Source organism: Streptomyces sp. V4I23 (genome assembly GCF_030817975.1).
Lineage (GTDB): Bacteria > Actinomycetota > Actinomycetes > Streptomycetales > Streptomycetaceae > Streptomyces.
This window is the reverse complement of record NZ_JAUSZW010000004.1, coordinates 5,456,870-5,470,344: the sequence shown is the minus strand read 5'-3', so window position 1 is coordinate 5,470,344 and position 13,475 is coordinate 5,456,870. Positions and strand designations below refer to the sequence as shown.

General features: G+C 70.8%; 12 protein-coding genes and 1 pseudogene. 7 read left to right on the top strand and 6 right to left on the bottom strand.

Features of this window, described 5'->3' with window-relative positions:
- Nucleotides 1–261: 261 nt before the first annotated feature.
- The gene (locus QFZ82_RS27105) at nucleotides 262–2,166 is read right to left on the bottom strand and encodes an RICIN domain-containing protein (RefSeq protein ID WP_307715636.1); all 1,905 of its coding nucleotides are present in this window, start codon (nucleotides 2,164–2,166) and stop codon (nucleotides 262–264) included.
- Between the two features lie 507 nt (nucleotides 2,167–2,673).
- Between QFZ82_RS27105 and QFZ82_RS27100 the strand changes: the two genes are divergently transcribed.
- Nucleotides 2,674–3,087 carry a VOC family protein gene (locus tag QFZ82_RS27100; RefSeq protein ID WP_307715635.1) on the top strand — a complete coding sequence of 138 codons (414 nt, stop codon included), beginning with the start codon at nucleotides 2,674–2,676 and terminating at the stop codon, nucleotides 3,085–3,087.
- 141 nt (nucleotides 3,088–3,228) lie between these two features.
- On the opposite strand, the gene QFZ82_RS27095 is transcribed toward QFZ82_RS27100, so the two are convergent.
- Entirely contained in the window at nucleotides 3,229–3,843 is a 615-nt protein-coding gene (locus tag QFZ82_RS27095) for an RraA family protein (protein WP_307715634.1), read from the bottom strand.
- Nucleotides 3,844–3,992: 149 nt separating this feature from the next.
- Nucleotides 3,993–4,901, bottom strand: coding sequence for an LLM class flavin-dependent oxidoreductase (locus QFZ82_RS27090; RefSeq protein ID WP_307715633.1), 909 nt, complete (start codon nucleotides 4,899–4,901; stop codon nucleotides 3,993–3,995).
- A 228-nt stretch (nucleotides 4,902–5,129) separates the two neighbouring features.
- On the opposite strand from QFZ82_RS27090, the gene QFZ82_RS27085 reads away from it, so the two are divergent.
- Nucleotides 5,130–5,609: a MarR family winged helix-turn-helix transcriptional regulator gene (locus QFZ82_RS27085; RefSeq protein ID WP_307715632.1), complete on the top strand. Its 480-nt coding sequence runs from the start codon at nucleotides 5,130–5,132 to the stop codon at nucleotides 5,607–5,609.
- A gap of 79 nt (nucleotides 5,610–5,688) precedes the next feature.
- On the opposite strand, the gene QFZ82_RS27080 is transcribed toward QFZ82_RS27085, so the two are convergent.
- The 3 genes from QFZ82_RS27080 to QFZ82_RS27070 form a co-directional block, all read right to left on the bottom strand.
- The gene (locus QFZ82_RS27080; RefSeq protein ID WP_307715631.1) at nucleotides 5,689–6,027 is read right to left on the bottom strand and encodes a hypothetical protein; all 339 of its coding nucleotides are present in this window, start codon (nucleotides 6,025–6,027) and stop codon (nucleotides 5,689–5,691) included.
- A 170-nt stretch (nucleotides 6,028–6,197) separates the two neighbouring features.
- Nucleotides 6,198–7,148, bottom strand: coding sequence for a pirin family protein (locus tag QFZ82_RS27075; RefSeq protein ID WP_307715630.1), 951 nt, complete (start codon nucleotides 7,146–7,148; stop codon nucleotides 6,198–6,200).
- 172 nt (nucleotides 7,149–7,320) lie between these two features.
- Nucleotides 7,321–7,965: an isochorismatase family protein gene (locus QFZ82_RS27070; RefSeq protein WP_307715628.1), complete on the bottom strand. Its 645-nt coding sequence runs from the start codon at nucleotides 7,963–7,965 to the stop codon at nucleotides 7,321–7,323.
- A 536-nt stretch (nucleotides 7,966–8,501) separates the two neighbouring features.
- Between QFZ82_RS27070 and QFZ82_RS27065 the strand changes: the two genes are divergently transcribed.
- The 5 genes and pseudogenes from QFZ82_RS27065 (at nucleotide 8,502) to QFZ82_RS27045 (ending at nucleotide 13,229) form a co-directional block, all read left to right on the top strand.
- Nucleotides 8,502–9,197, top strand: a complete 696-nt coding sequence (locus QFZ82_RS27065; protein WP_307715627.1) for a type 1 glutamine amidotransferase domain-containing protein — start codon at nucleotides 8,502–8,504, stop codon at nucleotides 9,195–9,197.
- Between the two features lie 3 nt (nucleotides 9,198–9,200).
- Nucleotides 9,201–9,764: a TetR/AcrR family transcriptional regulator gene (locus QFZ82_RS27060; protein WP_307715626.1), complete on the top strand. Its 564-nt coding sequence runs from the start codon at nucleotides 9,201–9,203 to the stop codon at nucleotides 9,762–9,764.
- Between the two features lie 119 nt (nucleotides 9,765–9,883).
- On the top strand, nucleotides 9,884–11,404 hold the full coding sequence (locus QFZ82_RS27055; protein WP_307715625.1) for an MFS transporter: 1,521 nt from the start codon (nucleotides 9,884–9,886) through the stop codon (nucleotides 11,402–11,404).
- Nucleotides 11,405–11,554: 150 nt separating this feature from the next.
- Nucleotides 11,555–12,223: pseudogene (locus QFZ82_RS27050) on the top strand (NADPH-dependent F420 reductase); the annotation flags it as partial.
- A gap of 55 nt (nucleotides 12,224–12,278) precedes the next feature.
- Nucleotides 12,279–13,229, top strand: coding sequence for a LysR family transcriptional regulator (locus tag QFZ82_RS27045; RefSeq protein ID WP_373429332.1), 951 nt, complete (start codon nucleotides 12,279–12,281; stop codon nucleotides 13,227–13,229).
- The last annotated feature ends 246 nt before the right edge of the window (nucleotides 13,230–13,475 follow it).

The window sequence follows — 13,475 nt, the reverse complement described above, 5'->3', positions numbered from 1 at the left end:
TGCCGTCGTCCCGGCCCCGGGGCCGTTCCCCCGCCGACCGCAGCGGACTCACCTGCGGGCCGGTGGCTGCCCGTCCGCACGCGTCGTCGACGCGGAGGAGGCCCTGCGGGCGCCCGCCGCCGGGTGCGGCAGGCGTCAGCAAGCGGGTGCGGACGGGCTCACCGCGCCACTTCGCCGGAGCAAGCCGGCCCGTCGGTCGCGGTGCGGCCGAGGCCGTTCCGGCAGGCGGCCCGGAGCCAGGGCCGGGTCCCGGCCCGTTGGTCAGGGCCCCTCGGTCGGCGACTCGTCCGCGGCCGGAGGCCGGGTGGCCTCCGGCACCGGGAGCAGCACCGGGATCACGGCCCCGCGGGAACGCTCCTTCGTGTCCGGTGCGTCGTCGCTCGCACGGCGGAGGCTCCCCTCGGAGCGCGTCTCCGGCGTCTCGGCGGGCAGCGAAGGCCCCGGGGCCGACGGGGGCGCCTCGCACGTCTCGGGGACGCAGCGCTCACCGCCGGGCGGCGGACCGCCCACCTCCTCCGCGTAGGGCGCCGACTGCTGAGTGGGGCCGGGGCGGACGCCGTCCGTCGCCCAGACCTGGCCGGGCGAGTCGTCCCGTACCTTCACGACCAGGGGCGAGCCCGGGTCGGTCGATGCCGGGACGACCGCGAGCCGTTCGTTCCAGCGCGGGACGACGTGCCCCTGGATGGTCAGGTCGTACCGGACGTCGCCGGAGTCGGGTGCCGTGCGGCCCGTGCAGGCGCCGGCGACAACGACGCCGTCGAGCCCGCGCGAGTTCAGGCACAGCTCGGGCGCGGCCGCGCTGCGCAGCCTGCCGTCACTCTCGTACACCCACTGCTGGGTCGGGGACGAGGACGAGCACGCCGCCATCAGGACGTCCACGTCCTTCTTCGCCTTGCTGCCGGCGAAGTCGGCACAGAGGTCGGCCTCGACGTTGCGCAGTCTCGTGGTGAGCGGACCGCTCGGAAGGCCTGCCGAGGTGGCCGAGGGCTGCGGGGCCGGTGCGGCCGGCAGGGACGCGGACGGCGTCGGTGTGCCCGGTGCGGTCGGCACGGTCGGCGCGGCCTCGCTCACGCCGGGCGCGGACGGAGCCGTGCCGGTGACCGCCCCGCTGGGGACGGTCGGTCCCGCGTGGTCGCTGTCGTCGGACCACAGGGTGGCCAGGAGGGCGACGGCCAGCACCCCGGTGGCGGCGACGGCGGCGCCGAGGCCGAGGGCGGCCGGTGTCGCCCTCTCCACGGCGGCCCGCCTGCCGCGCAGCACCAGGGCCGGCAGGGCCAGGCCCCGGCCGCCGCCCCGGGAGTGCCGCCCGGCCCCCCGGCCACCGGGCGCCCCCGGCCGGCCTTCCCTCAGGCGGGCGTGGCGGCGACGGCCCGGCCGGGACGCGAGATAGGGCTGCGCGGCGCCCCCCAGCAGCGCCTCGGCGATCAGAACGCCGAGCCGGCCCTCGGACTGCCGCAACTGGTCGGCTGCGTAACGGCAGTAAGGGCATTCCGACAGGTGCACCTGGATGTCGGGTATCAGCGCCCCGCCACGGCGCAGCGATATGTCGAGGAGGCGGTTGTAGTGGCGGCATTCCCCGGTGGGAGCGTGCTCCCGGTGCACGCGTACGCAGACCTGCCGGAACTGTTCGCGCGTATGGTCGAGTTGGTCGGAGGCGACGCGCGGATCAATACCCAGCAAACCGGCCGGTATGGATATCCCCTCGGCCTCGACATCGGCATGCCAGAGCAGCACCTGGGCGGTCGTCGGCATTGCGTGGAAAGCCCGGGAGATCAGCTGCCTATTCTCGGCCGGGGGTTCGGGAATCGACAGCCCCGGCAGCATCGCGGTGATCCGCTGGTCACCGGCCCAGGCCTTGACGATATGACGGGTGGTCACCAGCAGATGGGGCCGCAGCCCACCGGCCGAGCCGCCTCCCGCGAGATTCTCCAGAAGTTGCGCGAATGCGGCCGTCGCCAGCATCGAGGCGATTTTGGCCGAGGGCGCGCAAAGGGTCGCGTAGTCGAACACGGGCTGCCAGTGCCGGGCCAGCAGCGCGGCGACGGAGTGGGCGTTCTGGCCCGCTCCCCCGGCGCGCAGCGTGGCGGCAAGCTCCTCGTCGGAGACCCCGGGTATACGGCCGGCCTGCGAAGAGGGCACGTTTCCGGGCGTGCTGGGGTGCTGCATGGGCTCTTTCCATCCATGGCATTGCGGTGGGGGGTTGCTGAGTGGCTTCGGCTCCGGTCGGTGGATGCCGACAGCCGGTCGACAAGGAGCGGACCTGTTGGTCCATACCATCCGGTGGCGACACTGCTTCTTTTGGAAGGGATCGACCACAGAGAATTCGAACGGTTGATCAGAATGGCGTTTGTTCGGACATGAGAGGGCTCACCCTTGCACAACTCCCCTGCGAGGAACAAGAGTTCCGCATCGTCCCGCGATTAGGGATGCGGAGTCGAGCCATCCGCCGGCCGGACGACACTGCTTTCTGGAACACGAGTAAGTACAACAATGACGAGCCATTGCCGCACGACTCCTTGACGCATGCCCGAAATCGGTCCGCCCCGACCGTCGTTACCGCGCGAAACATCGCCACTTCCGGAACGGCCGCGGACACGAACGGTTCGCCCCTGCCACAGAAGCGGTCCGGGACTAGTCTGCACTCCTGACAAACCGCCATGAAAGGATCAAGCTGTGGCCTCTCGTCTCAACCCGTACATCAGCTTCTCCGGTGAAGCGAAGCAAGCCATGGACTTCTACAAGGGCGTCTTCGGCGGCAACCTGTCGGTCCACACGTACGGCGACTTCGGCTCCGAGGCGCCCCCCGGATACGGCGACAAGGTCATGCACAGCATGCTGGAGACCGAGAAGGGCTTCACGCTGATGTGCGCGGACAACCCGCCCGGCATGGAGTACAAGCCGGGCAACAACTACGCCGTGAGCCTGAGCGGGGAGGACGCCGGCGAGCTGCGCGGCTACTGGGAGAAGCTGTCCGACGGCGGCAACGTGCAGGTGCCGCTGGAGAAGCAGATGTGGGGCGACGTCTTCGGTATGTGCACGGACAAGTTCGGCGTCGCGTGGATGGTCAACATCAGCGGGCAGGGCTGACCCGCCCCGAGCCTCCCGGTCCCGAAGGCCCCGGCCGTCCCCGGCGCCTTCGTCCTGCCGGGCGACGCATCCGCAGGCCCCGCAGCAGCTCGCGAGAAAAGGGCGTTCTGCTGAAGGGTCTGTGTGCGGAGGGTGGTCAGGTCAGCCGGTGAAGCCCTGTTCTCTCAGCGCCTTCTCCACGCGGGCGCGATGATTCTTCTCCCACGCATCGAGGGACTCATCCGCCTCCTCGGCAAGCTTTGCCTGAGCGGCCGTGAGAATCTCCTCCTGGCGGGCGGCCGGGGTGACGACAATTCCTTCCTCGTCGGCGACCACGATGTCGCCGGGATGTACCAGCACACCCCCGACACGGGCCGGCTCACCCAGCGCACCGACTTTCTTCTTGGTGCCCGGGATCGGAATGACGCCGCGCGAGAAGACCGGGAAGCCGGCCTCTCGCACCTCGCCGAGGTCGCGGATGACGCCATCGACCACGAAGGCCGCGACGCCCCGGCTCCGGGCGACGGCACACACATTGCCGCCGGCCAGCGCGTAGTCCACGTCGCCGGACTCCACGACGATGACCGAGCCCGGCTCGGCGCGATAGATGGCGGCGTGCAGCATCAGGTTGTCGCCGGGCTCGCACCGGACCGTGTACGCGGGCCCCGCGACGCGCGGCGAGTCCCACAGCGGGCGGATGCCGATGTCCATGACCTGCTCTCGGCCCAGCAGTTCGGCGAGGGTGGTGGGGGGAACGTCCTTGAATGCGTTGTCCATTGCTTCCTCTGTTCCGTTGCGGTGTCGCGGGCCGGTGGGTCGTTCAGCGGCGGGCGGCCGCGTCCTTCTCCGGGCCGTAGAGGTGCCGGCCCCGGCCGGCACCGCCGCCGGAAGCCGACAGTACGGTGCCTTCGTCGCCGACCCGCCCGTCAGCGCGGGGCCACGGGACCATCGCCCCGCTCGCGGGCGACACACTCCCGGACGGCGGGCACCACTTCCTCGGCGAACCGCGGCAGCTGACGGTCGACGGGACCCCCGGGAAAGAAGACGAAGGTGTCCATGCCACCCTCGACGACGAGGCCGGTCAACTCCTCCACCCACTGCTCAACTGGCCCGACGAGAAAGCCCTGGCCAGGACCGTCGGTGATCACGCCGTTGACGTTGTACAAGCGACGGATCCCCTCCGGACGCCGACCCGCCGACCCGGCGGCGTCGTCGATCCGGGCATGAGCCTCCGGCAGCCGGGGCGGGGGCAGGAAGGGCGACGAGGGGACCCAGCCGTCCGCCAGCCGTCCGGTCAGCTCCAGGGAGCGCGGCCCGAGGGCACCGAGCCAGATGCCCATGTCGTGGACGGGGAGCGGGCCTGGGTGGGCACCCCGCAGCGAATAGAACCGCCCCTCGTGGCGCACCGATCGCCGCTCGCTCCAGAGCAGCCGGATGACCTCGATCGCTTCTTCGAGCGCGGCGACCGCCTCACCCGCGGTACGCCGCACGCCGCCGTACGCCTCGACCGCCTCCCACGCGCCGCCCGCCCCCAGCCCCAGCTCGAACCGGCCACCGCTGATGACGTCCAGAGTGGCGGCCGACTTGGCGATCAGCGGCGGATGACGCAGGGGCAGGTTGGACACGTCCGGGAAGAAGCGGATCCGCTCGGTGCGGGCCACCAGACTGCTCAGCAGCATCCATGTGTCCAGGAACCTCCCCTGATAGGGGTGGTCCTGGATACCCACGAGATCGAGCCCCAGCCGCTCCGCCAGCAGGACCGAAGTCAGCACCTCGTCGTATCGCCCGGGCTCGGTGGAGTACCCGAACTCCACCGGCCTGCCGTAATCCGCCATGACGCTCCCTCTCCGGCACCGGACCGCCCGGCACCTCGGTTTGCGTTCCGCCGGCCCTGGCGGCGGAACCGCGGTCATCGCCGCACAGTGCCCCAAGATGTTCATCGACTTGCACGACCAGGGGTTCACGGCCGGCGTGCGGCACATGACCGGTCAGGGAGGGGTCGGATCCGCGCCGAATCCGCGACGGCAGCCCGGACTGTCTCTCTGTGCCCATTATTATTACGAATGGTGACAGTCCATAACGGTGACGAGGATGGTGTCGCAGTGCGGCGCAAGCTCAAGGATCCGGATCTCAGGAATCTGTCCACGCGACTGATCTTCTCGATCCAGAAGGAGCTCTTCAAGACGCTGGCCGAGCAGGGGCATCCGGAGCTGCGGCCGCAGCACGGCGCCGTGCTGGCCTTTCTCGACGAGGAGGGCACCCGGGCGACGGAGCTGTCGCGACAGTCGGGCACTCATAAGCAGGTCATCGGCAACCTGATCGACGAGCTGGAGGCCCTGGAGTACGTGGAGCGCCGGCCCGACCCCCGGGACCGGCGGGCCAAGCTGGTCGTCCCCACCCCCCGCGGCCGGGAACAGATGGAGAAGTCGGACGCAATCATGGCCGCCATCGAGCAGCGGCACGCAGAGGCGATCGGCGAGCGGAGATACGCGGCATTCAAGGACGCGTTCCGGGAGATCACCGCCCAGCAGCTCGCGCAGTGAGCGGCGGCGATGCGTCCAGCAGGCAATGCGCCTCTGGCCGGCGGGCGCGCGTTGATCGGGGGCGCCGAGATCGAGGCGGTCAGGCAGCAGTAGTCCCGTACTCGGCCGGAACGGGTGCGGACGAGGAAGTGTCCGCACCCTGGTCCCACCGGCCTTGTCCGTCCCGCGGGTCCAGTGGGCAGGGAACCGTGGCTGCCAGCGGCCCGTCTGGACTCGTCCAGCGGGTGGTGGTGAATGCGGTGGAGTCGATGGCGGCACCCCGGCGGTGCCGGACGGCGTCCTCAGCGGCAACACGAGCGGCCACCTGTCGCACCGCCTCGACGCTGCGCGGCGCCTGGACGACCCACGTCTGGGTGCCGTGCACTTCCTCGCCGCCCACGATGCGCAAGGTCGGGGCGGTAACGTTCCACAAGGTCATGGCTGTGATCACTCCTGTTGGAAGCCTTCGTGAAGGCCTGTTGGCGGGGGAACGGCAGTGGCCGGATCAGCTGCCGGCCGACGGCGACGCCTGGCCGAGCATGTCCCGTACGGCAGGCACCACCTCGCGGGCGAAGCGCGCGATCTGCCCCCGAGCGGTCGGGCACGGGGTCATGCGGCCGGGATCCGGCCGAGCCGTCCGGCCTGGAAGTCGTCGAACGCCTGCAGGAGTTCGCTGCGGGTGTTCATGACGAAGGGGCCGTTCCAGGCGACCGGCTCACGGATCGGCAGACCGCCGAGCACGACCACGTCGAGCGCCGGGAACCGGCTCTCCTGCTTCTCGTCGGCCTGGACGCCGAGCGCGTCGCCCGGGCCGAAGACGGCGAGCTGACCGGAGCGCACCGGTCGCGCGTCCTCACCGACGGCGCCCCGGCCTGCCAGCACATAGGCGAGGGCATTGAAGTCCTGGCGCCAGGGAAGGGTCAGCCGCGCACCGGGACTGAGGGTGGCGTGGAGGAGGGTGATCGGCGTATGCGTCGCTCCGGGGCCGTGCTTTCCGGCCAGCTCACCGGCGATCAGCCGGACCAGGGCTCCGCCGTCGTCGCTGGCGAGGAGTTCGAGTTGTGAACCGCGGATGTCCTGGTAGCGGGGTGCCGACAGCTTGCGGTCGCGGGGCAGGTTGACCCACAACTGGAAGCCGTGGAACAGTCCACCGCTCATCACCAGGTGCTCGGGGGGCGTTTCGATGTGGAGCATGCCTGAGCCGGCCGTCATCCACTGGGTGTCCCCATTGGTGATGACACCGCCGCCTCCATTGGAGTCCCGGTGCTCCATGACGCCATCGATCATGTAGGTGACGGTCTCGAATCCCCGGTGAGGGTGCCACGGTGTTCCCTTGGGTTCGCCGGGGCTGTACTCCACCTCGCCCATCTGATCCATCATCAGGAAGGGATCGAGGTGGCGCAGGTGGATGCCCGCCAGGGCGCGGCGCACGGGGAATCCTTCGCCTTCGAAGCCTTGGGGGGCGTCGGTCACGGCGAGGACGGGGCGCTGCCGGGCGGCTTCTCCCGGGCGTGGGATGCGCGGCAGGGTGAGGGGTGAGTCGGCGGTTACTGCGGGCATGGTCCTTCTCCTTCGAAGCCGCGGGTGCGCGGCGCGCCCCTAGGGGCGGGATGCCGGGAGTCCTGGTCCGGGCACCGGCCCCTGCGGGGGGACAGGGCCCGGTACCCGGGGAGCTCCTGCGGTGCCGTTACGGGGGACAGGCGCCGCAGGAGCGGTTCACGGGCTGGACGGGTCAGCCGTTCTTGGAGTACGCGGAGGACAGCTGACCGACCAGCGTGGCGAACGGCATGTCCAGCGCCCCATAGACCTCGTAGGCCTTCGGGTCGGCGTTGTCGGCGAGGACTTCGACCATCGTGGTGGCGTAGTCGGTGACGATGACGCCCGCCTGCTGCATCCGCAGCAGACCCGCCGTGCGCTTGGTCTCGCTGAAGGTGCCGGAGGCGTCGATGACCGCGTACGCGTCATACCCGGCGGCCGTGGCGGAGATCGCCGGGAAGGCGAGGCACACCTCGATGGAGATGCCCGCGATGATCAGCTTCTTGCGGCCGGTGGCCTCCACGGCCTGGCGGACACGCGGCTCGTTCCACGCGTTGACGGTGCCGCGGTCGATCACCTCGAGATCCGAGGGGAGGACCTCGGCCAGCTCCGGTACGAGCGGGCCCCACATGCCGTCCGCCATGGTCGTGGTCACCACGGTGGGGATGTCGAGCACCTGAGCCGCCTTCGCCAGAGCGACCACGTTGTGCTTGAGCGTGGCGACGCCGACGTCACGGACTCCGGTGAACAGGCCGATCTGGTGGTCGACGAGCAGCAGGGCCGCGTTGTCGCGGGTCAGCGGCTCGTGGAAGCGGCCGGTCGGGGAGAGGTTCTCACTCATCAAGCTTCTCCTGCGTAGGGGGCGGTCACTCGCCAGTTAGTCAGTAACTTGACGGTCAAAACATTGACTAGTTGCAGACTATTCCGGACCCTGCGAGATGGACAAGATCACGCCGGCCCTCTTGGAGCTTCTCCCAGTAGTGCCCAGCCCCGCTCATCGAGGACCCGGTCGGCTCACTGCCTGTCGCCGGCGTCCCGGCCAGCCCCCAGCGCAACCACCGATACGCCAACGGGCCCAGAGCCCGGCCCCTGCACGGAGCCGGCAATGCGGGCGCCCGCCGCGCCGCTGGGAGGTCGGATACACCGGCTGCTCCCTATTCCCAGAGAGCCATTGGAGTTCCAATGGCAGGCATTGCGTTCCTCATTGGATACCTATCGCACAGCCGCCTACTGTCGAGGACATCGCCGCTCTGACGATCTGCACGCAATGTGTCAGCGATCGCAAAGTGTCAGCGGACGCAGCACCTCGGAGCGCGCGATACGCAACCCACCCCTCCGGGTCCCGGCGAGCCGGGCCCGTACCCTCGGAGAAACACCATGTCGAAGATCCTTTTCGTGATGACCGGCGTCGACTACTGGACGCTGGCCGATGGCACCAAGCACCCGACCGGTTTCTGGGCCGAGGAGGCCGTCGCCCCGTACGAGGCGTTCAGGGCCGCCGGCCACGAGATCGTCGTAGCCACCCCGGGCGGCGTCGTCCCCACGGTGGACAAGGCCAGCCTTGCCGCCGAGGTCAACGGCGGCCAGGAGAACGCCGACAAGATCGCGAGCGCGCTCGCCGCGATGACCGAGCTGCAGAACCCGATCGAGCTGGAGGACGTGGACCTCGACGACTACGCCGCGGTCTTCTACCCCGGCGGTCACGGCCCGATGGAGGACCTCGCCGTCGATGCCACCTCCGGCAGGCTGCTGATCGACACCCTGGAAGCGGGCAAGCCGCTGGGTGTGGTCTGCCACGCCCCGGCCGCTCTGCTCGCGGCCGTGAGGACTGATGGGTCCAACGCCTTCGCGGGCTACCGGGTGACCGCGTTCACCAACTCCGAGGAAGCGCAGGCCGGCTTCGCCGACAAGGCGAAGTGGCTGCTGGAGACCCGCCTGACGGAGGCGGGCGTGCAGGTGCAGGCGGGCGAGCCGTGGGCGCCGAACGTGGTCGTCGACCGCAACCTGGTCACCGGCCAGAACCCGGTCTCCTCCGCCCCTGTCGCCGCGGAACTGCTCAAGAAGCTGGCCTGAGCCATGGGCTCTGACCGGCTGGGCGAGGTCCTGGACGCCACGTACGACTGCCTGACCCGGTACGGCGTGCGGCGCACCACCATGGACGACATCGCCACCACCATGGGCGTCTCCCGGTCAGCGGTCTACCAGTACGTCCGCAGCAAGGACGATGCCTTCCGGCAGCTCGCCCACCGCCTGCACACCCAGGCACTGGAGCGCGCCCGGCAGGCGGCGGCCGCCGAGGACGTCCCGTACGCCGAGCGCGTCCGGGGCGTCCTGGCCGCCAAGCTCGACCTGGTCCTCCAGCTCGCCGGGGACTCCCCGCACACCGCCGAACTCCTGGACGAAGAGGCCCGGCTGTTCGGCGGGATCTGCACCACCTTCACCGCGGACCTGCGCCGCCTGCTGATCGGCCTGTTCACCGAGGCCGGCACCGTGGGCGGTGTCGAGCCCGGCGAGGCGGCCGATATCGCGATCGCCCTGGTGATCGGGCTGGAGTCGGTGGGCGACGGCAGGCTGCTGCTGGGGCCCGCGACCGACGCGCTCCTGTCCGGTCTGCTGGGCGCCCCGGTCGCGCCCCACTGACCGCCCACCCCCCGCGGACCGCCCCAGCCTGCCCCGGTCACCGTGCCCGGATTCCCCGGCGGCACCACCGCAGCACCCACTTCGACCCCGCCGAACAGCTCTTCTCGAAAGACCCCCTCATGCCGTCCAAGCACCGTGCCCTGACCGCGCCTGCCGGCGCTGGATACGGACTCGTCTACATCCTCGGTCTCGCGGCCACTGTCGTGGCCATGATGCAGACCCTGGTCGTGCCCGTCCTGACCGTCATCCGCGACGAGTTGTCCCTGACCGCCTCCGCCGCCGGCTGGCTGACCACCGCCACGCTGCTGTCCGCAGCCGTCTTCACCCCGCTGCTGGGACGGCTCGGGGACATGCGCGGCAAGCGCCCCGTCCTCATCGGCATCCTGCTGGTCACCGTGGCCGGTTCGGTCCTCGGAGCCACCACCAGCTCCCTGCCCCTGCTGCTGACCGCCCGGGCGATGCAGGGCGCCTCCACCGCGATCTTCCCGCTGGCCCTGTCCGTGCTGCGCGACGAACTGGAGCCCCGCCGGCTGCCCGGCGCCATGGGCCTGATCAGCGGCACCCTCGCGGCCGGCGCCGGGCTCGCCCTGGTCGGCGCTGGTCTGCTCACCCAGGGCACCGATCCCGACTACCACCGCGTCTTCTGGATGGCCACCGCCCTGTCCGTGATCGCTCTCGTGGGCGTCGTCGCCACCGTCCCGCCCTCCCGCGAGACCACTGGCGGCCGCACCGACTGGGTCGGCGCGGCCACCCTGGCGGCCGCCCTCGTCCTGTTCCTGCTGCCCGTCTCCCAGGGCAGCACCTGGGGCTGGGCCTCCCCGCGCACCCTGATCCTGTTCGCCGCCGCGGCCGTCCTGGCCACGGTCTGGGTGGTCGTCGAGCGACACGTCAGCGAGCCCCTGGTGGACATGACCATGTTCGTGTTCCGGCCGGTGCTGTTCACCAACATCGCCGGTGTGCTGCTCGGCTTCGGCATGTTCACCCAGTTCATCGGCATCGCCTTCCTGGCCCGGACCCCCAGGGAACTGGCCGGCTACGGCTTCTCCGCCTCCGTGCTGGGCGCCGCGACCACTTACCTGCTCCCCAGCACCCTCGCCTCACTGATCGCCGCACAGCTGGGCGGCACCCTGGTGCGCCGCATCGGCGCCCGCGTCACCCTTGCTGCCGGCGCCGCCTCGGGCGTTGCCGGCTTCGTCTGGCTTGCCCTCGCCCATGACAGCACCGCATCCGTCGTCACCGCGGGCATCCTCACCGGCATCGCCGTCAGCTTCGGCTTCGCCGCCCTTCCCGCGCTCATTGCCGCGGGCGTGCCTGCCCACCAGAGCGGCATCGCCAACGGCATCAACTCCATCGCCCGTTCGGTCGGCAGCTCCGCAGGCTCGGCCGTCATCACCATCCTGCTGGCCGCCAACACCCTGCCCCATCTCCCGCCCGGCACCCCGGCGTTGCCGGCCGAGACGCAGTACAGCGTCGTCTTCACCCTCGGCGCCCTGGCCTTCGCCCTTATCGCCCTGGTCGCCCTCACCGGCCTCAACTTCAACGGCACGGCACCCAGCCGCATCGTGCGGCAGCAGGCCAACAGCCTCCACACTCCGTCGGTGCCGCCCCAACCCGCTCCGCTGAACACCGTCGGCAACTGACCTCGACGGTCCGCACATCCCTCTCCCTGAACAGGCCCATTCCGGCCCCCGGTTCAGCCCATCCGGCTCACCATGAAAGGGACGCTCGACGCCGTGTGACACGGCCCGCACAGCACCCCGCCCTCCCCACGCACCCCCGACTCAAGGAGACTCCCCATGAAGATCGGCATCATCGGCGCCGGCAACATCGGCGGCAACCTCACCCGGCGGCTGACGGCCATCGGGCACGACGTGTCCGTCGCCAACTCCCGCGGCCCGCACACCCTGACCGCGCTGGCCGAGGAGACCGGCGCCACCCCGGTAGCCGTGACCGAAGCGGCCCGCGGCGCCGAGGTCGTCGTGGTCACCATCCCGCTCAAGAACATCCCCGACCTTCCGCCCGGCCTGTTCGACGGGGCCGCCGACGGCTTCGCCGTGATCGACACCGGCAACTACTACCCCAAGGAGCGCGACGGGAGGATCGCCGCCATCGAGGACGAGGGGCTCACCGAGAGCCGCTGGACCCAGCAGCACCTCGGTCACCCGGTGATCAAGGCGTTCAACGGCACCTACGCCCAGGACATCCTCGACAAGCCACGCCCGAAGGACGACCCCGAGCGGATGGCGCTGCCGGTCGCGGGCGACGACGAGGCCGCCAAGAACGTCGTCCGCGGCCTCATCGACGAACTCGGCTTCGACACCGTGGACGCCGGCGGCATCGACGACTCCTGGCGCCAGCAGCCCGCCACCCCCGTCTACGGCCTGCGCCGCGGCGTCGCCGAGGTGACGAAGGCCCTGGCCGAGGCGTCCCCCGAGCGCCCGTCCGCGTTCCGGGCGTAAGGCTCCGGACGCCGCCCCGGCCCGCCTTGCCATAGGGAGCGGATAGGATTCCTTCGTGAGACATAAGGATCTCGATGGCCCGATCGGGGTACGGCAGTCCGCTGCGGTACCCCAACCGGACCTGAACCTGTTGCGCACCTTCCTGGCTGTGTACCGCTCCGGTTCCTTCACCGCCGCCGCAGGACTGCTGGGCCTGTCCCAGCCCACGGTGACCACCCAGATCCGCGCCCTGGAACGGCAGACGGGCCGCGAGCTGTTCCAGCGCCTGCCGCGCGGCGTCGCCCCGACACCCGTCGCCCACGATCTCGCGGCCGGCGTGGCCGCGCCCCTCGACGCGCTCGCCGCCGTCGCCGGGCAGGGCACCGCACCGGACAAGCCGGCCGCCCCCGTTCATCTGGCAGGGCCTGCCGAGCTGTTGTGCACCCGGGTCCTGCCGACGCTCGCCCCGCTGGCCGCCGACGGTGTACGGCTGCGCGTGACCACGGGCCTGACGGACCCGCTCCTGGAGGAGTTGCGCGCCGGACGCTATGACCTGGTGATCGCCACCGTCCGGCCGCGCGGGAGGGCGCTGGCCGCCGTGCCGCTGATGGACGAGGAGTTCGTCCTGGTCGCCGCGCCCGCCTGGGCCGGCCGTCTGAAGGAACGGCTGGCCGCCGACGGCCCGGCCGCGCTGCACGCCGTCCCCCTGGTCACCTACGCCGAGGACCTGCCCATCGCCCGCCGCTACTGGCGCCACGTCTTCGGCACGCGGCTGTCCTGCCCCGCCGCCGTCACCGTTCCCGACCTGCGCGGCGTACTCGCCGCGGTCGCCGCGGGAGCGGGCTTCACCGTCCTGCCCCGCTTCCTGTGCCAGGGCGAACTCGCCTCAGGCGCCCTCGTGCCCCTGCACGAACCAGAAGACCCGCCCATCAACACCGGCTATCTCGTCCAGCGCCCCGGCAGGCCCGCCAACCCCGACGTCAACCGGGTCCGCGACCTCCTCCTCGACGCGGGCCGCACCTGGTGACCGCCTCGGTTCCCCACCATTGAGCGGCATGCGGTGACCTGGCCGACGACGGCAAGGCCGACGCCATTGCCCCTTGTCCCCCGCGTGTCCGCTGGCACTTGGTCTGAACGGATGAAAGGGGGCCGCGCATCGGTGCGGCGGCCCCCGGTTCGCACGTCCCCGCAGGTAGAAACGGTTCCGCTACGTGGTCCCTGTGTGGGGCGGGTGGGACTCGAACCCACGGCCGACGGATTATGAGTCCTTTGA

Coding starts and splice junctions, on each gene's coding strand:
- QFZ82_RS27055 (WP_307715625.1), top strand. CDS start 9,884: ATGCCGTCCAAGCACCGTGCCCTGACCGCGCCTGCCGGCGCTGGATAC.
- QFZ82_RS27095 (WP_307715634.1), bottom strand. CDS start 3,843: ATGGACAACGCATTCAAGGACGTTCCCCCCACCACCCTCGCCGAACTG.
- QFZ82_RS27105 (WP_307715636.1), bottom strand. CDS start 2,166: ATGCAGCACCCCAGCACGCCCGGAAACGTGCCCTCTTCGCAGGCCGGC.
- QFZ82_RS27060 (WP_307715626.1), top strand. CDS start 9,201: ATGGGCTCTGACCGGCTGGGCGAGGTCCTGGACGCCACGTACGACTGC.
- QFZ82_RS27075 (WP_307715630.1), bottom strand. CDS start 7,148: ATGCCCGCAGTAACCGCCGACTCACCCCTCACCCTGCCGCGCATCCCA.
- QFZ82_RS27070 (WP_307715628.1), bottom strand. CDS start 7,965: ATGAGTGAGAACCTCTCCCCGACCGGCCGCTTCCACGAGCCGCTGACC.
- QFZ82_RS27065 (WP_307715627.1), top strand. CDS start 8,502: ATGTCGAAGATCCTTTTCGTGATGACCGGCGTCGACTACTGGACGCTG.
- QFZ82_RS27080 (WP_307715631.1), bottom strand. CDS start 6,027: ATGACCTTGTGGAACGTTACCGCCCCGACCTTGCGCATCGTGGGCGGC.
- QFZ82_RS27085 (WP_307715632.1), top strand. CDS start 5,130: ATGGTGACAGTCCATAACGGTGACGAGGATGGTGTCGCAGTGCGGCGC.
- QFZ82_RS27090 (WP_307715633.1), bottom strand. CDS start 4,901: ATGGCGGATTACGGCAGGCCGGTGGAGTTCGGGTACTCCACCGAGCCC.